Annotated in this window: 20 protein-coding genes and 1 pseudogene; 3 read left to right on the top strand and 18 right to left on the bottom strand. The window is 71.9% G+C overall.

Going from position 1 to position 20,101, the window contains the following annotated elements; translation table 11 throughout:
* Nucleotides 1-23 precede the first annotated feature (23 nt).
* The 5 genes from ACFV6E_RS29375 to ACFV6E_RS29395 form a co-directional block, all read right to left on the bottom strand.
* Nucleotides 24-476 carry a hypothetical protein gene (locus ACFV6E_RS29375; RefSeq protein ID WP_385160454.1) on the bottom strand — a complete coding sequence of 151 codons (453 nt, stop codon included), beginning with the start codon at nucleotides 474-476 and terminating at the stop codon, nucleotides 24-26.
* Between the two features lie 11 nt (nucleotides 477-487).
* Nucleotides 488-1,687, bottom strand: a complete 1,200-nt coding sequence (gene mqnC / locus ACFV6E_RS29380; protein WP_385160452.1) for a cyclic dehypoxanthinyl futalosine synthase — start codon at nucleotides 1,685-1,687, stop codon at nucleotides 488-490.
* A 70-nt stretch (nucleotides 1,688-1,757) separates the two neighbouring features.
* Complete coding sequence (locus ACFV6E_RS29385; RefSeq protein WP_385465675.1) at nucleotides 1,758-2,495, bottom strand: prepilin peptidase; 738 nt, start codon at nucleotides 2,493-2,495, stop codon at nucleotides 1,758-1,760.
* Between the two features lie 290 nt (nucleotides 2,496-2,785).
* Nucleotides 2,786-4,459, bottom strand: coding sequence for a serine/threonine-protein kinase (locus ACFV6E_RS29390; RefSeq protein WP_385465678.1), 1,674 nt, complete (start codon nucleotides 4,457-4,459; stop codon nucleotides 2,786-2,788).
* Nucleotides 4,460-4,521: 62 nt separating this feature from the next.
* Nucleotides 4,522-5,370: a menaquinone biosynthetic enzyme MqnA/MqnD family protein gene (locus ACFV6E_RS29395; RefSeq protein ID WP_385160446.1), complete on the bottom strand. Its 849-nt coding sequence runs from the start codon at nucleotides 5,368-5,370 to the stop codon at nucleotides 4,522-4,524.
* A 346-nt stretch (nucleotides 5,371-5,716) separates the two neighbouring features.
* Here ACFV6E_RS29395 and ACFV6E_RS29400 point away from each other — a divergent pair, with 346 nt between their 5' ends.
* Nucleotides 5,717-5,920 carry a cold-shock protein gene (locus tag ACFV6E_RS29400; RefSeq protein WP_010986243.1) on the top strand — a complete coding sequence of 68 codons (204 nt, stop codon included), beginning with the start codon at nucleotides 5,717-5,719 and terminating at the stop codon, nucleotides 5,918-5,920.
* 107 nt (nucleotides 5,921-6,027) lie between these two features.
* Here ACFV6E_RS29400 and ACFV6E_RS29405 read toward each other — a convergent pair whose 3' ends face one another.
* Nucleotides 6,028-7,929 (bottom strand): AMP-dependent synthetase/ligase, encoded by a 1,902-nt coding sequence (locus ACFV6E_RS29405; protein WP_385160444.1) that lies wholly within the window; start codon nucleotides 7,927-7,929, stop codon nucleotides 6,028-6,030.
* Nucleotides 7,930-8,302: 373 nt separating this feature from the next.
* Nucleotides 8,303-9,625: an acetyl-CoA C-acetyltransferase gene (locus ACFV6E_RS29410; protein WP_385465717.1), complete on the bottom strand. Its 1,323-nt coding sequence runs from the start codon at nucleotides 9,623-9,625 to the stop codon at nucleotides 8,303-8,305.
* Between the two features lie 86 nt (nucleotides 9,626-9,711).
* Here ACFV6E_RS29410 and ACFV6E_RS29415 point away from each other — a divergent pair, with 86 nt between their 5' ends.
* Nucleotides 9,712-11,037: a 3-oxoacyl-ACP reductase gene (locus tag ACFV6E_RS29415; RefSeq protein WP_385465681.1), complete on the top strand. Its 1,326-nt coding sequence runs from the start codon at nucleotides 9,712-9,714 to the stop codon at nucleotides 11,035-11,037.
* A 417-nt stretch (nucleotides 11,038-11,454) separates the two neighbouring features.
* Nucleotides 11,455-12,375 carry a MaoC family dehydratase gene (locus ACFV6E_RS29420; RefSeq protein WP_385465684.1) on the top strand — a complete coding sequence of 307 codons (921 nt, stop codon included), beginning with the start codon at nucleotides 11,455-11,457 and terminating at the stop codon, nucleotides 12,373-12,375.
* Nucleotides 12,376-12,416: 41 nt separating this feature from the next.
* Here the strand turns inward: ACFV6E_RS29420 and ACFV6E_RS29425 are convergent, their stop codons facing one another.
* The 11 genes and pseudogenes from ACFV6E_RS29425 to ACFV6E_RS29475 all read right to left on the bottom strand — a co-directional run bounded on the left by ACFV6E_RS29425 (nucleotide 12,417) and on the right by ACFV6E_RS29475 (nucleotide 19,859).
* A complete protein-coding gene (locus tag ACFV6E_RS29425) occupies nucleotides 12,417-13,064 on the bottom strand; it encodes a TetR/AcrR family transcriptional regulator (protein WP_385160438.1) in 648 nt (215 codons plus the stop codon).
* Between the two features lie 49 nt (nucleotides 13,065-13,113).
* Entirely contained in the window at nucleotides 13,114-13,416 is a 303-nt protein-coding gene (locus ACFV6E_RS29430; protein WP_385160436.1) for a DUF4229 domain-containing protein, read from the bottom strand.
* A 132-nt stretch (nucleotides 13,417-13,548) separates the two neighbouring features.
* The gene (locus ACFV6E_RS29435; protein WP_385465687.1) at nucleotides 13,549-14,073 is read right to left on the bottom strand and encodes a GNAT family N-acetyltransferase; all 525 of its coding nucleotides are present in this window, start codon (nucleotides 14,071-14,073) and stop codon (nucleotides 13,549-13,551) included.
* A 71-nt stretch (nucleotides 14,074-14,144) separates the two neighbouring features.
* Nucleotides 14,145-14,240, bottom strand: a pseudogene (locus ACFV6E_RS29440) (uracil-DNA glycosylase); the annotation flags it as partial.
* Between the two features lie 17 nt (nucleotides 14,241-14,257).
* Nucleotides 14,258-15,421, bottom strand: coding sequence for an aminofutalosine synthase MqnE (gene mqnE / locus ACFV6E_RS29445; protein WP_385465690.1), 1,164 nt, complete (start codon nucleotides 15,419-15,421; stop codon nucleotides 14,258-14,260).
* 65 nt (nucleotides 15,422-15,486) lie between these two features.
* Entirely contained in the window at nucleotides 15,487-15,942 is a 456-nt protein-coding gene (locus ACFV6E_RS29450) for an Lrp/AsnC family transcriptional regulator (RefSeq protein WP_385160430.1), read from the bottom strand.
* A 104-nt stretch (nucleotides 15,943-16,046) separates the two neighbouring features.
* Entirely contained in the window at nucleotides 16,047-16,721 is a 675-nt protein-coding gene (locus ACFV6E_RS29455; protein ID WP_385465720.1) for a UbiX family flavin prenyltransferase, read from the bottom strand.
* A gap of 56 nt (nucleotides 16,722-16,777) precedes the next feature.
* Complete coding sequence (locus tag ACFV6E_RS29460) at nucleotides 16,778-17,350, bottom strand: Uma2 family endonuclease (protein ID WP_385465693.1); 573 nt, start codon at nucleotides 17,348-17,350, stop codon at nucleotides 16,778-16,780.
* Complete coding sequence (locus ACFV6E_RS29465) at nucleotides 17,347-18,117, bottom strand: HNH endonuclease (RefSeq protein WP_385465696.1); 771 nt, start codon at nucleotides 18,115-18,117, stop codon at nucleotides 17,347-17,349. Before ACFV6E_RS29465 ends, ACFV6E_RS29460 begins: the two co-directional genes overlap by 4 nt.
* Nucleotides 18,114-19,523, bottom strand: coding sequence for an AAA family ATPase (locus tag ACFV6E_RS29470; protein WP_385465699.1), 1,410 nt, complete (start codon nucleotides 19,521-19,523; stop codon nucleotides 18,114-18,116). The genes ACFV6E_RS29465 and ACFV6E_RS29470 overlap by 4 nt, the downstream gene beginning before the upstream one ends.
* A 51-nt stretch (nucleotides 19,524-19,574) precedes the next feature.
* On the bottom strand, nucleotides 19,575-19,859 hold the full coding sequence (locus tag ACFV6E_RS29475) for a hypothetical protein (protein WP_385160423.1): 285 nt from the start codon (nucleotides 19,857-19,859) through the stop codon (nucleotides 19,575-19,577).
* Between the last annotated feature and the right edge of the window lie 242 nt (nucleotides 19,860-20,101).

Below are 20,101 nucleotides of genomic sequence, written 5' to 3' on the forward strand. Positions count from 1 at the left end.
CACGGGCGCCGGTGGAGCCGAGCTCACCGGCGCCGATGCACCAGCCGCCCCGCGCACACCGTCGCCACGCAGGCCCCGCCGTCCTCGAAGACGGCGAGGTCCGCGCGGCCATCGGCTACGAGGACGGGCGCGGGCAGGCGCGGCCCGGTCAGTACGGCGACATCGTTGCGCCCGGCGGCTGCCCGGAGTCCGGGGGCACCGGCGTGCTCCGCCAGCACCGCCGTGGCGCCCCGCTTCAGCACCTCGTGGACCCGCTCGCGCGGACTCGGCGCGTCCGGCAGCGGACCCTCGTGGACGCGTCCGGGTCCGAGGTCGCCGGGCCAGCGGCGCACGCGGGCGCCCGGGTAACGTTCCTGAAGGTCCGTCAGCCGTCCGACGGCGGCCACTCTGCCGCCCTCTACCGCGACCGCGCCGCCCTCGACCGGTTCCGCGTCCCACGTGGTGCGCAGCCGGTCGGCGGTGTGAAGGGTGAGCACTGCGGCGCCGGTCAGTTGGAGGCGAGCAGCTTCAGCTCGGGGTGCGCCGTGCCGCCCTCGATCGCCGTCGACGAGATGTGCGAGACGACGCGCTCGTCGACCGGGTCGTTCGCCGGGTCGTCGTGCACGACGATGTGCTCGTACGTCGTGGTCCGCTGGGCCGGGACGCGGCCCGCCTTGCGGATCAGGTCGATGATCTCCAGGCGGTTGGAGCGGTGCTTGGCACCGGCGGAGGAGACCACGTTCTCCTCCAGCATGATCGAGCCGAGGTCGTCCGCGCCGTAGTGCATGGAGAGCTGGCCGACCTCCTTGCCGGTGGTCAGCCAGGAGCCCTGGATGTGCGCCACGTTGTCCAGGAAGATCCGGGCGATCGCGATCATCCGCAGGTACTCGAAGAGCGTGGCCTGCGTACGGCCCTTGAGGTGGTTGTTCTCGGGCTGGTACGTGTACGGGATGAAGGCGCGGAAGCCGCCCGTCCGGTCCTGTACGTCGCGGATCATGCGCAGGTGCTCGATGCGCTCGGCGTTGGTCTCGCCGGTGCCCATCAGCATCGTGGACGTCGATTCCACGCCCAGGTTGTGCGCCGTCTCCATGATCTCCAGCCAGCGCTCGCCGCTCTCCTTCAGCGGGGCGATCGCCTTGCGGGGGCGGGCGGGCAGCAGTTCGGCGCCGGCGCCCGCGAAGGAGTCCAGACCGGCCGTGTGGATGCGCTGGATCGCCTCCTCCACGCTGACCTTGGAGATCCGCGCCATGTGCTCGACCTCGGACGCGCCGAGGGAGTGGATGACCAGCTCCGGGAACGCCTGCTTGATCGCGGAGAAGTGCTGCTCGTAGTACTCGACGCCGAAGTCCGGGTGGTGGCCGCCCTGGAACATGATCTGCGTGCCGCCGAGTTCCACGGTCTCCGCGCAGCGGCGCAGAATGTCCTCGAGGTCCCGCGTCCAGCCCTTCTTGGTGTCCTTGGGCGCGGCGTAGAAGGCGCAGAACTTGCACGCCGTCACGCAGACGTTCGTGTAGTTGATGTTCCGCTCGATGATGTACGTCGCGATGTGCTCGGTCCCGGCGTACCGGCGGCGGCGGACCGCGTCGGCGGCGGCGCCCAGCGCGTGCAGCGGGGCGTCCCGGTAGAGGGCCAGCGCCTCCTCGGGGGTGATCCGCCCACCTTCTGCGGCGCGGTCGAGGACGGACTGGAGGTCGGCCTTCTCGGTCACCGGGAGGTCCCTTTCTTAAGGGTATGGACGGACCCGACCAGCGTACGCCAGCCGGCTCCGGCGTCCGACGTCAGGCCGCGTACGCCCCGATCAGCAGCCCCACGAAGGTGCCTGTTATCAGGAACGGCCCGAACGGGAGGAGCGTCCGGCGGCCCGTGCGCCGGGCCACGGCGAGTCCGAGCCCGTACACCCCGCCGAACAGGAAACCGGCGAACGTGCCGAGGACCAGCGTTCCCCAGCCGTACCAGCCGAGGACCGTGCCCAGTGCCAGTGCCAGCTTGACGTCCCCGAACCCCATGCCCTCCGGGTTGATCAGGTGCAGCACGAAGTACACGGCCGCGAGTCCGAGCCCGCTCAGCAGTGCGGTCAGCCAGTTCCCGGCGTGCTCGGGCACGGCGGCGGCCACGCCCAGCAGGGCGAGCGCGGCGGCGGCGAGCGGCAGGGTGAGCACGTCGGGCAGCCGGTGCACCCGGAAGTCCACCAGGGCCAGCAGTACGCCGGCGGGGGCGAGCAGCAGCCATACCGCGAGTTCCGGGCGGGTGCCGGTGGCCAGCGCCAGTGCGGCGCAGACGAGGGCCGTGGCGAGCGCGACGGCCGGGGTGCTGGGGCCGTAGTGGTCGCCGGCCGCGCAGCGGGACCGGCCCAGCCAGCCGGCCGCCGGGCCGGTGATCGCGTGCCCGTCCGGGCAGCGGTTCCGCCAGGGCTCGTCCGGCTCCACGCAGAGGCGGTACGCGGGCCTCGGCAGGAGTGTTCCGGCCGCCGCTCCCCACAGGGCTGCTCCGACGGCCGCCCATTCGTCGAGATCCACGCGGTCACCCTATGCAGCGCGCGTCCGCCTGTGCAGGCCGCGTCCACTGTGCAGGCCGCATCCGCCTGTGCAGGCCGCGCCCGCTCCCGGTGGGTGGGTCGGGGCCGCCCCGGTACATCCGCCCGTCGCTTGCGCGGTCGCCCGGCTTTCCTACGGGGCTCCCGTATCGGTACGACCACGCAATCGACGGGCATGTGATGTACCGGTGCGGCCCCTGACGTGCGTACGCGGCTGCGGGTCGTCGGCGGCCGGGGCCCGGTGGCTTCGCAGGGGCGGAGCATCCGCTCCCGTCAGTCGACCTTCGACATCCTCGCCTTGACGTTTCCCGCCGCCGCGTTGTCCGTCTCGAATCTGAGGTCGTCGCCCGCCGGGATCAGCCGTACCTCGTGCTTGCCGGTCGTGCAGTGCGAGTCGTTGCTCTTCTTCGCCACGCTGGTGGCGGTGATCCGCTCGGCGCTCGCCTTCTTCAGGACGAGGGTGTCCTCGCAGACGCCACCGATCTGGTCGGTCTGCCGGAACGTGCCGAACTCCTCGCCCACGTCGGCCTGGTGGACGGTGACCCGGATCGTCCCCGCGGCCAGGGCCCCGCTCAGTGCGAGCGCGTCCCCCTCCCACGTACCGAGGTAGGCGGCGGGCACCGCGCCCGGCGAGGCGTCGGTGCCGCTCGACGGCTGCGCGCCCGCCTCGCCGCCCCCGCTGTCCGTGGTCTGTCCCGGTATCAGGTCGAAGAGGAACGCCGAGCCGATCGTCACGGCGGCCAGTGCTCCCGCCACCGCCAGCGCGACCGTGCAGCTCAGGCGCCTGCCCCGGCCGCCCGTGCCGGTGGCCGAGGTCGCGGCCACGCTCACCGAGAGCCGGCCGGGGCGCTCTCCGGCGGGCACGGCCTCCGCGGGCGGTGCGGTGTCCTGGGGCGGCATCGTCGGCGGTGGCGTCCCGGGTGCGTGTTGCGGGGGCGCGGGCATCGAAGACGGGGGTGCGGGCATCGCGGGGGCGGGGCCGAATACCCCGGCGGGCGGTGCGCTCGCCGTCCCGTCCACCGACGGGCTGCTGAAGCCCACCGGGCCCGACGGGGACGTCTCGGCCGCCTCCAGGTTCAGCAGGTGTACGGCGCTGCGGCTGACCTGTTCGACCAGGGCGCCGGGGAGCCAGCCCGCCGTCACCAGGCGGGCCGTGCCCTGCGGGGCGAGTCGGTGGGCTATCTCCTCGGGGGCCGGGCGGGCGGCCGGGTCCTTGGTCAGGCAGCGCGAGATCAGTTCCCGCAGCTCACCGGCGAGGGTGCCGAGGTGCGGCTCCTCGTGGACCACTTTGTAGAGGAGGGAGGCGGACGAGTCGCCGGGGAAGGGGGAGCGGCCCGTCGCCGCGTACGTCAGGACCGCGCCCAGCGAGAAGACGTCGGCCGCCCCGGTCACCGCCTTGCCCAGGATCTGTTCGGGCGACATGTAGCCGGGCGAGCCGACCGAGACGCCGGTCGAGGTCAGTGAGGCCGTGCCGTCCGTGGCGCGGGCTATTCCGAAGTCGATCAGCAGGGGACCGTCCAGGGTGAGCAGCACGTTGGACGGTTTGACGTCGCGGTGCACCAGGTCCAGGGCGTGCACGGCGGCCAGCGCCTCGGCGAGGCCCGCGCCCAGCACCCGTACGGTGTGCTCGGGCAGCGGGGCGGCGGCCGACAGCGAGGGCCCGGCCGCGTACCCGGTGGCGACCCAGGGCACCGGCGCCTCCGGGTCGGCGTCCAGGACGGGGGCCGTCCAGGCGCCGCCCACCCGGCGCGCGGCCTGCACCTCGCGCCGGAAGCGGGCCCGGAACTCCTCGTCCAGCGCGAAGTGCGGGTGCACCATCTTGACCGCGACGGTCCGGCCGCCGGCGCTGCGGCCCAGGTAGACCCGGCCCATGCCGCCGGAGCCGAGCCTGCCCAGCAGCCGGTAGGGACCCACGGCCGTGGGTTCCCCCGTTTCGAGCGGCCGCATGGCGCCCACCTCCCCCGTATGCACTGCTTGTCAGCAGGGTAGTGCCGCCGGGTCGGCGGGCCTCAGGGCTTCAGGAGCTCCACCGATACGTCTGCGGGGAAGCCCGTCGTCGGGCCCACCCTGCGGGCGAACTCCGTGACCGCCTCCAGCTGGGGGGCGCCGAACCGGAAGTCCAGCGTCGTGAAGTACTGCTCCAGGACCTTCTCGTCGAAGGCCTCCCAGCGCGCGGCCTGCTCGGCGACCTTGCCGACCTCGTCGAGGGAGAGGTCGCGCGAGGCGAGGAACGCCTCGTGCACCTTGCGGGTGACCAGGGGCTCGCGCTGTGCGTAGTCGCGGCGGGCCGCCCACACGGCGAAGACGAACGGCAGGCCCGTCCACTCCTTCCACATGGCGCCCAGGTCGTGCACGTCCAGGCCGAGCTTGGGCCCGTAGTGCAGGTTGGCGCGCAGGGCCGCGTCCCCGATCAGCACGGCGGCCTCGGCCTCCTGCATCATCAGACCGAGATCGGGCGGGCACGTGTAGTACGACGGCTGCACGCCGATCTTCTCGGCCAGCAGCAGCTGGGCCAGGCGCACGGAGGTCCGCGAGGTCGAGCCGAGGGCGACGCGCGCGCCGTCGAGCTGGTCCAGCGGCCGCTGCGAGACGATCACGCAGGACATCACCGGGCCGTCGCAGCCCACCGCGATGTCGGGGAAGGCGACCAGCTCGTCGGCGTGCTTGAGGAACTCGACCAGGGTGACGGGCCCGATGTCGAGATCGCCCTGCACGAGCTTCTCGCTGAGCTTCTCCGGGGTGTCCTTGGTCAGCTCGAAGTCGAGAAGGGTGCCTGTTCTCGCGAGCCCCCAGTACAGGGGCAGGCAGTTCAGGAACTGGATGTGGCCGACGCGCGGCCGGGTGCGAGAATTGTCCACATCGCGAGGCTAGCCCCCATGCGGTACGGTGCAGGATCCAGGGTCCCCGGCGGATTGCGAAACCGCTCCGACCGCTGTTGTCAACCCCTGTGCCACTGTGACGTCAACCCAACGGCCGAAACGTTCAAACATCCGGGTGACGTGATCTTGCCTACTATTGCTTTCGGCTGCCCGCGTGCTAGGCTCGCCGCAAGTTGCAGTTTGGTTTCCCTTGCAGTACAGAGCCTGCGGAGCATGTGACCGCGGGCTCTCGTCGTTTTCAGATGAATGCAGTTGTCAACACTTTAGCTGTTTACACACTCGCAGGTTCTGGAGCAGGGCAACCCTTTGGGCCCAAGGAGGGCTTATGGCTACCGGAACCGTGAAGTGGTTCAACGCCGAAAAGGGCTTTGGTTTCATCGCCCAGGAAGGCGGCGGCCCGGACGTCTTTGTCCACTACTCCGCGATCAACGCGAGCGGTTTCCGCTCTCTCGAGGAGAACCAGTCGGTTTCCTTCGACGTCACCCAGGGTCCGAAGGGCCCGCAGGCGGAGAACGTCACCCCGCTCTAAGCCTTCGGCTCCATGAGCCCAATGCTTTGATCCGGAACGGATAGCAGTACCCAAGGAGCCCCACGCGGCCGGCGTGGGGCTCCTGCCTTTTCTCCGCCGCCCGCGCTTTACTCCTGGCGCGCGTACATCGACTCGATCCGGTCCGCGTGATCGCGCATGATCGCCTCGCGCCTGAGCTTCATCGACGGGGTCAGATGGCCCGCCTGCTCGGTGAAGGCGCCGGGCACGACGGTCCAGCGGCGGATCGACTCCGGGCGGGAGACGAGCTTGTTGGCCTCGTCCACGGCGCGCTGAAGGATCGCGTGCAGTTCGGGGTCGTCCAGCAGCAGCTCCGGCGGCACGCCGTGCTTGCCGTTCATCTGGCGCCAGTGGCTGATGCCCTCGGGATCCAGGGTGATCAGGGCGCTGATGTAGGGGCGGCGGTCGCCGAGGACCATGCACTGGGCTATCAGCGGGTGGGCGCGCAGCCAGTCCTCCAGCGGGGCGGGCGCCACGTTCTTGCCGCCCGCGGTGATCAGGATCTCCTTCTTGCGGCCGGTGATGGTGAGGTACCCGTCGTCGTCGAGGGCGCCCAGGTCGCCCGTGGCGAACCAGCCGTCCGGGGCCGCGGAGACGACGCCGCCCGCGTGCGGGTCCCAGTAGCCGCGGAAGATCTGCGAGCCGTTGAGCAGGATCTCGCCGTCGTGGGCGATGCGGACCCGGGTGCCCGGCAGCGGCCAGCCCACCGTGCCGAGCCGGGGCAGGCCCGGCGGGGTGACGGTGGCCGCCGCTGTCGACTCGGTGAGGCCGTAGCCCTCGTAGACCTCGATGCCCGCGCCGGCGTAGAAGGCGGCAAGGCGGCGGCCGAGCGGGGAGCCGCCGCAGATCGCGTAACGGACCCGGCCGCCGAGGGCGTTGCGGATCCGCCGGTAGACGAGCGGGTCGTACACGGCGCGGGCCATCCGCAGTCCGCGTCCCGGGCCCGGTCCGGTGCCGTGCTGGCGGGCCTCGACGGCCTCGCCGTAGCGGCGGGCGATGTTCGCCGCGCGGTCGAAGGACGAACCCCGGCCCATCTTCTCGGCGGTCGCGCGGCCGGTGTTGTAGACCTTCTCCAGCACGTACGGGATGGCCAGCAGGAAGGTGGGCTTGAAGCTCGCGAGGTCGGCGAGGAGTTCCTCGGTGCGCAGGCTCGGGGCGTGGCCCAGTTTCACCCGGGCCCGCAGACAGGCGATGGCGACCATCCGGCCGAAGACGTGCGACAGGGGCAGGAAGAGCAGCAGCGAGGCGGTGTCCGAGGTGCGCGCCTTGAAGATCGGGTAGAGCAGTTCGATCGCGTTGTCGATCTCGGCGAAGAAATTGCCGTGGGTCAGGGAGCAGCCCTTGGGGCGGCCGGTGGTGCCCGAGGTGTAGACGACGGTGGCGAGGGTGTCGGGGCCGAGTACGCCGCGGCGTACGGCGACCTCCTGGTCCGGGATGTCGCGGCCGAGTTCGGCGAGCCGGTCGAGGTGCCCCTTCTCGAAGACCCACATGTGCCGCAAATCCGGCAGCCGGTCGCGCTCGGGGCCGAGGGTGGCCGCCTGCGCCACGTCCTCCACGGCGATCGCGACGGCCCCCGAGTCCTGGAGGATCCAGCGGGTCTGGAAGACCGACGAGGTGGGATAGATGGGGACGGTGACCAGGCCCGCGGCCCAGGCGGCGAAGTCCAGGAGCGTCCACTCGTACGTCGTACGGGACATGATGGCGATGCGGTCGCCCGGCAGCAGTCCCTCCGCGATCAGGCCCTTGGCGACGGCGAGCACCTGGGCCGCGAACTCCGCCGCGTCGACGTCCGTCCAGCCGCCCTCGCCGTCCTTGCGGCTGAGGACGGCCTCCCGGGGCGCCGCGCCCGCGTTGTCGAACGGGATGTCCGCGAGCGAGCCGTGCCTCACCGCGCCCACCAGCGGGGGCACGGCCACCTCGCGCACCGTGCCGTCCAGCCGCTTGATCTCGGGTCGGACGAGCGGGGGTTCGGACGCGTGGTGGGTGGACACGGGCGGCTCCTTGACTGCGGGTTCCCGGGGCCTGGACGAGGGTCGCGCTCCCTCGGTACGTACGGCTCCGGAGGGTGGGGAGTTCACGGGACGGGCGGTGTCGCCAGCCAGGTGAGACGGGGATCGTACGGCCCGGAGGTGTGGGGTTTGTGGGGTTGTCGGGCGGGCCGGGTGGGAGTTGCCCGGAGGACGGCGCACGCCTGAGGGGACAGGAGGCCGCACGCCTCCCCCGGCAGGAGACCGGTCCCCGCGGGCAGGAGGCCGCACGCCTCCCCGGGCGGCAGAAGGCCGGGCAGGGGGCCGCACGCCTTGCCGGGCAGAAACCCGGGCACCGCCCGCCCGGCGCTCCCGCCCGCGTCCCTGCACGGCACGTTCAGGACCTTTCCAGGATCGCCGTCACGCCCTGGCCGCCCGCCGCGCAGATGGAGATCAGACCGCGGCCGGGGGCCTCCCGCTCGGCCAGGAGCTTGGCCAGCGTGGCGACGATGCGGGCGCCGGTCGCGGCGAAGGGGTGACCGGTGGCGAGCGAGGAGCCCGCGACGTTGAGGCGGGCGCGGTCCACCGGGGCGAGCCCTTGCTTCTCCCAGGCCGCGAGCGTGGCGAGGACCTGGGACGCGAACGCCTCGTGGATCTCGACGAAGTCGAAGTCCTCGATGCCGAGCCCGGCCCGCTCGAGCATCCGCGGCACGGCGTACGCGGGCGCCATCAGCAGCCCGTCCTCGCCGCCCACGACGTCCCCGGTGACGAAGTCGACGGCGGCCGTCTCGTACGCGGTCAGATGCGCCAGCGGGGTCAGGTTCCGGGACTCGGCCCACGCGTCGCTCGCCAGCAGGACGACCGCGGCGCCGTCCGTCAGGGGCGTCGAATTGCCCGCCGTCATCGTCGGGTCCGGGGCGTCGGTGCCGAACACCGGCTTCAGCGCCGCCAGTTTCGCGGGCGTCGAGCCCGGCCGCAGGTTCTGGTCCCGGGCCAGGCCCCGGAAGGGGACGACCAGGTCCGTCAGCAACCCGCGTTCGTACGCCGCGGCCAGGCGCTGGTGGCTGGCCGCCGCGAGTTCGTCCTGCGCCTCGCGCGTCACGCCCCACGCGCGGGCGGTGACGGCGGCGTGCTCGCCCATCGACAGACCGGTGCGCGGCTCGGCGTTGCGCGGGATGTCCGGGACCAGGTGGGAGGGGCGGATCCGGGCCAGCGCCTTCAGCCGGGCACCCGCGGACTTCGCCCGCCGCACCTCCAGGAGGATGCGGCGCAGATCGTCGTTGACGCCCAGGGGCGCGTCGCTCGCGGTGTCGGCGCCGCCCGCGACCGCGGACTCGGTCTGCCCGAGGGCGATCTTGTTGGCGGCGGCGATCACCGCCTGGAGCCCGGTGCCGCACGCCTGCTGGATGTCGTACGCCGGGGTACGGGCGTCGAGCCGGGAGCCGAGCACGGTCTCCCGGGCGAGGTTGAAGTCACGGGCGTGCTTGAGCACCGCACCGGCCACGAACTCGCCGACCGCGCCCGGCTCTTCGAGCCCGTGGCGCTCGGCGAGGCCGTCGACCGCGGCGGTCAGCATCTCCTGGTTGGAGGCGGTCGCGTACGGCCCGTCGGAGCGGGCGAAGGGGATGCGGCTGCCGCCGACGACCGCGACCGGGCGCGCCTGCCGCGGGCCGTGCGCTGGACCGTGCTTCGAACCGCTCGCTGGACTGAGGGGGCTCATCTCGACCTGCTCCTGACCCGTCACGTAGCCTTACCTTCGGTAACCTTACTCCGGAGTAAATTTACGGCCGAGCTGGGAGTTGGACAATGGGCGACCGCTATCTGGGCTTCGCCGGCACCGCGCCGGGCCGCTTCCTGACCCGTCGGCTCGGGCTGCCGCAGCCCGCCGCGCTGCACCGCTGGTCGGCCGGGCGGCCCGCCCTGGACGGGCCGGTGCTGCACCGCACGGCGGGCAAGCCGGTGTTCGACCTCGCGGCAGCGCTGGAGCGCACCGGACTCGACGTCCGGGCAGCCGGTGAACTGCCCGCCGCCGTCGTCCTGGACGCCACCGGGGTCGCCGACGTCGACGCACTCGCCGAGGTGCACGCCGCGCTGCACCCGCTGGTCCGCTCGGTCGCCGACAGCGGCCGGATCGTCGTGCTCGGCGCCCGGCCCGACCCCGCCGACCACCACCAGGCCGCCGTGCAGCAGGGCCTCGAAGGGTTCGTCCGCTCGCTCGGCAAGGAGATCGGCCGGGGCCGCACCGTCACCCTGATACGGCTCACCGACCCGGCCGCCGCGACGGCCCCCGCCGCCGTCGAATCCACCCTCCGCTTCCTGCTCTCCCCCAGGTCCGCCTACGTCAGCGGGCAGGTGATCGAGGTCGGCGCACAGGCCGTACCGGCGCCCGCGGACTGGACGCGCCCGCTCGCCGGGCGGACCGCGCTCGTCACCGGCGCCGCGCGCGGCATCGGCGAGGCCGTCGCCGAGACGCTCGCGCGGGACGGGGCACGGCTCGTCCTGCTCGACGTGCCGGCCGCCGAGGCCGACCTGAACCGGGTCGCGGGGCGGCTCGGCGGCACCGCGCTCCCGCTCGACATCACCGCGTCCGACGCGGGCGACCGCATGGTCGCCGCGCTGCCCGACGGGCTCGACGTCCTCGTCCACAACGCCGGGATCACCCGGGACCGGCGGCTCGCCAACATGCCCGCGGAGCGCTGGGCCCCGGTGCTCGACGTGAACCTCGCGAGCGTGCTGCGCACCACCGACGCGCTGCTCGCGGCCGGTGCGCTGCGGCCCGGCGGGCGGATCGTCGCCACCGCGTCCATCGCCGGGCTCGCGGGCAACGCGGGCCAGACGAACTACGCCGCGAGCAAGGCGGGCATCGTCGGTCTCGTCCGCTCGCTGGCTCCGCGCGCCCTGGCCGACCACGGCGTCACCGTGAACGCGGTCGCGCCCGGCTTCATCGAGACGAAGATGACCGCGGCCGTGCCCCTGTTCATCCGCGAGGCGGGCCGCCGGATGAACTCCCTCGGCCAGGGCGGCCTGCCGGTCGACGTCGCCGAGACCACCGCGTGGTTCGCCGGCCCGGCGTCCGGCGCGGTGAACGGCCAGGTGCTCCGCGTGTGCGGCCAGAGCCTGCTGGGCGCGTAGGGCCTGCGCGGCCCGCGGACCGGCGTTGTACGGGGCGCCGCCCTACTGGACGCCGTCGCGTACGGAGCCCCGTGGGGCGCCGCCGTACGGGGCACCCGTACGGCGGCGCGAGCACACCGCCGTACGGCGCGACGCGAGTACACCGCCGTACGGCGCGACGCGAGTACACCGCCGTACGGCGCGACGCGAGTACACCGCCGTACGGCGCGACGCGAGTACACCGGCGTACGGCGCGACGCGAGTACACCGGCGTACGGCGCGGCGACAAACCCGCGCATCCGCGCACCGCACGCGAGGCACATCACCGAACCGACGAGTCACCGTCCTCACACACGACGACCGCCCCCGCCGGTCCCGCACCGCACCCCGCGCCCCAGCCAGGTACCGCCCGCCGCCACCGCACCCCCTGGAGCCCTCATGCATACCGACAACCACCCCGCCGGCGACCCCGGCACCGCCACCACCCGTACGCTCACCGCGCCGCCCGCGCTCGCCCCGCTGCTCGCCCGCGGCGCCGCGCTCTCACCGTTCAAGCGGCCCCGCGCGGGCGCCGGTTTCCCGCGCACCCGCCTCGTCCTGCCCGAGGTGCGGATCGACCTGGCGCGGCTGGCCGCGTACGAGCGGGTGTGCGGGTTCGGCGCCACGGGCGAGGACGCGCTGCCGGTGACGTACCCGCACGTCCTCGCGTTCCCGCTGGCGATGCGGCTCATGGCGGGCCGGGCGTTCCCGCTCCCGCTGCTCGGGCTCGTGCACACGTCCATCGAGATCACCCGTCACCGCGCCCTCGCCGCCACCGGTACGTACGAACTCGCCGTGCACGTCGAGGACCTGGTGCCGCACCGGCGGGGCACCGAGGCGGTGGTCGTGACCCGGGCGCGGGACGGCGAGCGGACGGTGTGGGAGTCGCGCAGCACGTACCTAGCACGGCACCGCACGGACCAGGAGCAGAAACAGGAAAAGGAAGAGGGAAAGGAAGAGGAAGGGCGGCGGGAACGGGGCGCCGGGGTGCGGCAGCCGGACGCCGTGCGCGCCGAGTGGCGGCTCGGCGGTGACGTGGGCCGGCGCTACGCCGCCGTCTCCGGGGACCGCAACCCGATCCACCTGCACCCGCTCACCGCCCGCGTCTTCGGCTTCCCCCGGGCCATCGCCCACGGCATGTGGACGGTCGCCCGCTGCCTCGCCGAACGGCCCGTGCCCGCCGCCGCGCACGTACGCGCCGAGTTCAGGGCGCCGGTGCTGCTGCCGAGCACGGTGACGTACGCGGCCGGGGGACCGGCCTTCGCGCTGCGCGGCGGGGAGCGGCTGCACCTGACGGGCGAGGTGCGGGAGCTGGCCTGAGAGCGAAATCCCGGTCGGCCGTCTCCGCTCTCCTGCGGGCTTCAGCTCTCCTGCGGGGGCGTCCAGGGGCGGCCGTCCATGAGTTCGCCGAGGCCCGCCCAGGCGAAGTTCATCAGGGTCGCGGCCGCCTGCCGGGCGCTGACGCCCGGGGTGGCGTTCGCCCAGGCGGCGAGCGACTCGGCGGCGCCGACCAGGGCCTCGGCGAGCCCGGCGACCTCGCGCTCGGCCAGCGACGGGTCGCGGTGCGCCTCCCGGGCGGCGATCACGATCAGCTCGGTGACGAACGCGACGATCTCCTCGCGCATCACGGTCACCTCGGCCGCGAACGGCTCGCCGTGCGTACGCGCCTGACGGTGCAGCACCGACCAGCCGTCCGGGTTCTGCGCGGTGTGCGTGAAGAACGCCAGCAGCCCGTCCCAGAGTTGGCGGTCGGCGGGCAGTCCGGTCCTGGCGCCCGAGCGCACCGCCTCGGTGAGCGCCTTCGCCTCACGCCGGATGCACGCGGTGAACAGGTCTTCCTTGGAGTTCAGGTACAGGTACACCAACGGCTTGGAGACGCCCGCGAGATCGGCGATCTCGTCCATGGACGCCGCCCGGTAGCCCCGCTGTCCGAAGGTCCGCACGGCGGCGTCCAGCATCTGCCGCTCCCGTACCGCACGCGGCATGCGCTTGTTCTTCACAGCACCCATACGGGCAAGCGTACGGTTCACCCGCCGGGGCCCGGCGGGACCGGCGTCGCTAGGAGGGCTGCCCCTGCGCGCCGTGGGCCGCGTCGTCCGCGGCGTCCTCCTGGCTGCGGTTCTGCTCCAGGTTGGCCTTGACCCGGTCCACCTTGGCGACGACCTGCGCGGAGGCGCGGTCGCGCTCACCCCGCAGCACCACGAAGCTGATGGGCGCGGAGATGACCAGCGCCAGCAGGACGACCCACATGTAGTTGGAGTCGCCGAGCCCGCGCGGGGCGATGCCGGAGTAGACGAGGCCCCAGACGACCACGAAGCAGCCCACGAAAATCCCGAGGCGCATCAGCGTGTAGCGGAGCATCTCAATCCACTCTTCCCGTTCCGAACGATCCCAAAGGACATCCCAAAGGACACCGTCCAGTGAAGCACGGTCCGCGCGAGATCTTGTAGTGGGGGTTCGGGCCGGGGCACGGGGATCAGCGGGCGGCGCCGCTCAGCCCAGATACCGCAGCATCGTGATGTCGTCCCGGTCGTCCCCGGGCGCCACCCGGATCGCGTCGGGCACCCGGCCGACCTCCTTGTAACCGCAGGAGCCGTAGAACCGTTCGAGGCCGAGCCCGCCGCGGCAGGTCAGCCGTATCGCCTCTATGCCCTCGAACCCTCGGGCGGCGTCGGCCGCGGCGGCGAGCAGGTCGCGCCCGTAGCCCTTGCCCTGGTGCTTCGGGTGCACCATCACCGTGTAGAGCCACACCCAGTGGGTCATCAGGCGGTGGGTGTTGAAGGTGAAGAAGGCGGTCGCGGCGACGTCCCCGGCCTCGTCCCGGCCGACCAGCAGCCGGGTGCCGCCCTCGCTCATCGAGGCGAGGTGCTTGACGAAGGACGGCCGGATCACGTCGGCCGTCACGGGCGGTACGAAGCCGACGGCACCGCCGGCGTTGGTGACATCGGCCCAGAGCCCGAGGACGCCGTCGCGCAGGGCCGGGTCGACGGAGGGATCGAGGGTGAAGGTAAGGGCCATGGGGCGAGAGTAAGCATTACCCTCGGGGGAGATCAAAAATGTCCGCCAGCCGGACGGCTCAGCTCCCCGGCGTGGATACGGCGCTTGCCGGGCCCCGACCGGGAGAACTTGAAGTGTGTGACGGCGTTCGTCACGTACGCCGGGCCGGGGGCGAGCCCGAGCCCGGCGTCACGCGCCCCGTGTCTCACACCCGCATGGGCTGCGGCGAGTCCCGTCGCGCCGGGTCGGAACCCTCGTACTCGCGGATGATCTCGTACCGGGTGTTCCGCTCGACCGGGCGGAACCCGGCGTCGCGGATCAGGTCGAGCAGGTCCTCGCGGGTCAGCTTGTTCGGGGTGCCGTAGTTGTCGGCGTCGTGCGTGATCTTGTACTCGACGACCGAGCCGTCCATGTCGTCGGCGCCGTGCTGGAGGGCGAGCTGCGCGGTCTGCACGCCGTGCATGACCCAGAAGACCTTGACGTGCGGCACGTTGTCGAAGAGCAGCCGGGAGACGGCGAAGGTCTTCAACGCCTCCGCCCCGGTCGCCATCTGCGTCCGCGCCTGAAGGCGATTCCGCACCTTCCCGTCCTTCATGTCCACGAAGTCGTGCTGGTAGCGCAGCGGGATGAAGACCTGGAAGCCGTTCGTCTCGTCCTGGAGCTCACGCAGCCGCAGCACGTGGTCGACGCGGTGGCGCGGCTCCTCGATGTGCCCGTAGAGCATGGTGCACGGGGTCTTCAGCCCCTTCTCGTGCGCCAGCCGGTGGATGCGCGACCAGTCCTCCCAGTGGGTGCGGTGGTCGACGATGTGCTGCCGGACCTCCCAGTCGAAGATCTCGGCGCCACCGCCGGTGAGGGACTCGAGCCCGGCGTCGATCAGCTCGTCGAGGATCTCGGAGGCGGAGAGCCCGGAGATGGTCTCGAAGTGATGGATCTCGGTCGCGGTGAACGCCTTGAGCGAGACGTCGGGCAGCGCGGCCTTCAGCTCGCGCAGCGACCGCGGGTAGTAGCGCCACGGCAGGTTGGGGTGGAGCCCGTTGACGATGTGCAGCTCGGTGAGGTTCTCGCCCTCCATCGCCTTGGCGAGCTTGACCGCCTCCTCGATGCGCATCGTGTACGCGTCCTTCTCGCCCGGCTTGCGCTGGAACGAGCAGTAGGCGCAGGAGGCGGTGCAGACATTGGTCATATTCAGATGCCGATTGACATTGAAATGAACGACGTCGCCGTTCTTGCGCGTGCGCACCTCGTGGGCGAGACCGCCGAGCCAGGCCAGGTCGTCCGACTCGTACAGCGCGATGCCGTCCTCGCGGGTCAGCCGCTCACCGGCCCGGACCTTGTCCTCCAGCTCGCGCTTGAGCCCGACGTCCATGCGTGTACCTCTCCTACCTGCGCCCCTGTGACGAACTCTGCCAACCGTACTCCGCCGCTCACCGCCTACTCGTCGGCGGGCAGCTCCCCCACCCGGTTCTCCCACTTGGTGGAGAGCACGATGGTCGTACGGGTCCGGGAGACGCCCTTCGTGCCGGAGAGCCGGCGGATCGTCCGCTCCAGACCGTCCACGTCGCTGGAACGGACCTTGAGCATGTACGAGTCGTCGCCGGCGATGAACCAGCAGTCCTCGATCTCGGAGAGGTCCTTCAGCCGCTGCGCCACGTCCTCGTGGTCGGTGGCGTCGGAGAGCGAGATGCCGATGAGCGCGGTGACGCCGAGGCCGAGCGAGGCGGCGTCGACGGTCGCGCGGTAGCCGGTGATGACACCGGCGGCCTCCAGCCGGTTGATGCGGTCGGTGACGCTGGGCCCCGACAGACCGACGAGGCGTCCCAGCTCCGCATAGGAGGCCCGGCCGTTCTCCCTGAGAGCCTGGATGAGCTGCCTGTCCACCGCGTCCATGCGATCGATAGCCTTCCGCTGAGAAAATCCTGAAAGTCCTGAAAAGTCCTGCACGTGCGTACTGGCGTTGCTGGCGTTGCTGGCGCGTTTCCGGCGTTACTGCTTCAGGCGGTGCCGCCCCGGGGACCGGAGCCGCCGCCGAGTTCGCCCTCCCACCGGCGGTAGAGCCCGTGGCCGACGCCCGCCGCGTCGAGTACGCGCCCCGCGACGAAGTCCACCAGATCCTGGATGTGGGTGGCGCCCGCGTAGAAGGCCGGCGAGGCGGGGAGCACGACCGCGCCCGCGTCGTCGAGCGTGACGAGATGCCGCAGCGTCTGCCCGTTCAGCGGGGTCTCGCGGACGGCGACGACCAGCTTGCGCCCCTCTTTCAGCGTCACACTGGCGGCCCGCTGGAGCAGGTCCTTGGAGAGCCCGAGGGCGACTCCGGCGACGCAGGCGGTGGAGGCGGGCACGATGAGCATCCCCTTGGAGGGGTACGAGCCGGAGGACGGCCCGGCGGCGAGGTCCCCGGCCCCCCAGTGCCGCACACGCTCGCCGTCACCGACGACGCTGACGTCGAAGGTGTCGGGCTTGCCGTCGGCCCCCCGGGCCAGCCACTCCCGCAGGTCGTCCCGCCAGTGCGAGTCCCGGTACCCGATCCCTGTCTCGTCCAGCAGCGTGAGCCGGGAGGCCCGCGATACGACGAGGTCGACGCTCTCTCCGGCCGCGAGCAGCCCACGCAGCACAGCAGCCGCGTACGGCGTCCCGGACGCCCCGGACACCCCCACGATCCAAGGCACGCGCTGCGATTCTCCTGCGTTCACGTATCCGAGCCTACCGGGGGAACGCCATGCGCTCAGGACCGGCCGGACGTCCCGGGGTCCACGGGAAGGCGGCTGGTGTCCACGGTGAGGCGGCCGACTCCTGTCTCGACGGTGGCCTTGCCGCCGTACGCAATCGTGTCCCGGCCCAGGTAACCGTCGGGGCCGGGATTCCAGAGCGTGACGAGGTGCCCCTTCTGCGGATCGAAGATCAGGTAGTTCGGAATCCCCCGGGCCGCGTACTGCTGATTTTTGACCTCGTAGTCGTTGCGGACGCTGCTCGGTGACACCACCTCGATCGCGAGCTCGATCAGGTCGGGCGAGTAGGAGGTCAAATTCTTGTTCTTCTCGGCCGTGGGGATGAGCGCGAGATCGGGGCAGAACTCGAAGTCGGCGTCGAACGGGATGGCGACGTCGCTGATGAAGCCCCACGCCGGGCTCAGCTGGTCTTCGAGCTGGGTCCAGATCCTCTGGATGCTCTTGGCGTGGAACGGCTTGAGCGGGCACATCACGAGGTCACCCTCGACGATCTCCGTCCGGTGCCCGCGGAACATGTCCTCGTAGCGGGCGAGCCGCGAGTGCGGGCGGTCGCTGTCCGGGATGGTCACTTCGGTCTCTCCTGCTCCGCACCGGCTCCAAAGGCGTCTCGGGTATCCGCGTCGAGCAGAAGTGCCAGCAGGTCGGCTTGTCCGGCGAAGAGTGCGGTGGCGGCCGGGTGGAACGCCTGGTGGAACATCGAGGCCAATACGTCCGCCAGGGGTTGGTTCCAGGCGAGCCTGACGATCCGGTCGGCGGTGTCACGGTCCCCGCACTGCCAGGACGAAGTCCATTGGCCGAGGAAGAGCCCGGCCCGCGCACAGGCTTCCCTGCGGCCTTTGATGAGGACGGGCCGGTTCAGTCCGAACACCTTGATGCTCGCCTCGCCCTTGGCGCTCAGGGCGGTGTACGAGCCGGCGGCCAGATTCAAGTGCAGGTGGTGCAGCGGCTCCTCGCAGGTCGGATCGAGCAGCAGCGCACTGCCGTCCGTCTCGTCACGGGGGAAGCGGTCCCGCTTGTGGTGGCTGTTGCACACCGAGCATGCCAGCAGGTGGTTCGCCCAGTCGAAGGTCCGCAGGGGGTTGCACGCCACCGGTTCGAAGTGGTCGACGGCGCAGCCCTGGTTGTCACCGCAGTACATGCACCGCTGGTGACCGGCTGCCATCTCCCCGAGGGTGTCCTTCAGCGTTGGACGCACCTTCGTACGGACGGTGGTGTTGCGGCTCCACAGCTCGTTGGCCACCGCCTTCTGATCGGCCGCGGTCTCGACTCGGGCGCCGTACCGCTCCAGGTACTCCGCGGTCTCCCGCGGCAGCGGAATGCGCGCCAGCCGGATCACTCGCCGTGCCCTCCGTCCGCCGGGCGGGCTCCTTCCTCGGCCAGCAGGGACAGACGGGCGGACATCTCGTCGAGCCGGGCGGACGGCGAGCTGGTGAGGAGCCGCTTGATGCGGGTGTAGCGGGCCAGCGCCGCCGCGTCCGCGTCACCGCGCAGCACCTGCCCCTCCAGGGCGACCAGTTCGGCCCGCAGCGCCTCCGCTTTCTCCGAGTACGGGCTGTCGAGACCGAACAGCTCCGACAGGGCGGCGTCGTCCCCGCTGCCGTACACCACTCGCTCGTACAGGTCCTCGTCCACCACCTGTGGTCCGGTCTGCTCCCCGGGGCCCGGCAGCCGGATGAGGCCGCCGGGGTCGGCGGACTGGCAGATGTACGGGCTGTGGGTCGTGACGATGAACTGGATACCCGGGAAGTGCGCGGTCAGCCACGGGCCGATACGACGCTGCCACGAGACGTGGAGGTGGGCGTCCACCTCGTCGATCAGGACGACGCCCGGGACCGATACGACGGTGCGGCCGTCGCGCTGCTCGGTGAGGGCCACGCCTTCCTCGCGGGCGGCGGCGTAGGACTCGTACACCTGCCGGAGCAGGTCCACGACGAGCGCGGTGATCGTACGCAGGCCGTCGCTCATCTCGCGCAGCGGGAAGCGGCGGCCCTCCCAGTCGACCCACAGGCCCTCGGAGTCGACGTCCACGACGCGACAGCCGTCGGGCAGGAGGCCATCACCCAGGACCGCCAGAGCCGTGGCCTTGAGTTCGGCGGCGGCCTCGTCGCCCTCAAGGGCTCGCAGGTGCTGGCCGACCAGCCAGCTCACGCCTTCGGCGAGCGAGGCGTCTTCATCGAAGAGGGTGCCGAGGCGGGAGAGCACACCGACGGGCTTGCGGTGGCCCTCACCGCCCGACAGGCGACGGAACGAGCCGTACCCGGCCAGGAGCCAGCCGACGGGCTGAGGGTCCCAGATGCTGCCGGGAACGGGAGGCCAGAGGGCAAGGCCACTGGCAGACGTCATGGACGGTTCGGCAGGGCGACTGCCCCGTGCTCCCATCGCCGGCGGGTTCCGCCATTCCCACCGTATGGCCGACGGAACGCTGGGCGGCGGTTGCTCGTCGGTGCCGTCGACCGCCCAGTAGTCGTACTCGTACGCGGGGACAACTTCGGCGAAAGCGTCGGCGCGTTCGGCGCCCTCGCTCATCCAAGCCTTGAAGCTGGGCATGAGGCGGTGCGCGTTGTCCGGCCCGGTCACTGCCAGCGCCACAGCCCGCAGTAGCGTCGTCTTCCCCGAGCCGTTCCGCCCCGCCAGCACCGTCCATCCGGCGTACGAACCATCCGGCCGGGTGAGGTCCAGCTTGACCTCGCGGGGGCCATGGAACGTCTTGACGTTCCGTACAGAGATCCGGCTCAGATACATCGGGCTCGGCTTCCTCAAGGTCGGGACCCGCACGCGGCGGCATGGGGAACTCTACGGCCGGACGCCGGTGGCGATGCGCAGGACGTCGGTCAGCGCCCGGGTCAGCTCCAGCACCAGGTGGCGCAGCTCCGCCGGGCCCGCCTCGTCGGCCAGTTCGCGGGCGTGGCCGAGCAGTACGGCCGCCATCTCCAGTTGCGTGGTCTCGACGAAGTCCGCGTGCCGCGACACCGGCCCTGGGTTCTCCGGGTCCGCGATGACGTAGGCGGGCCTGCCCTCCAGGCCGAACCACGGCAGCAGCCTGAGCTGACGCGCGCCGTCCGTTTCGTCCGCGTTCACGCGACCTCCACCCCGCCGCACATGACGTACGGGCGCACGGAGCGGTTCGCCGTGCCGTCGAGGGGGCGCTCGTGAACGCCGAGGGGACGCCGGTGCCTCGCGGCAGCGGCAGCGAGTACGGGCCGCCGTTCCGCCCGGTGGGTCGCACCGCCTTTGCGTTGCCGTCCGCTCGGCACAGGCAGCGCGATCCGCGCCAGAGAAACGAGTACGCACAGGGAAGCCAGCAGAAGGCTCATCCAGGG

Source organism: Streptomyces sp. NPDC059785, assembly GCF_042732375.1.
Lineage (GTDB): Bacteria > Actinomycetota > Actinomycetes > Streptomycetales > Streptomycetaceae > Streptomyces.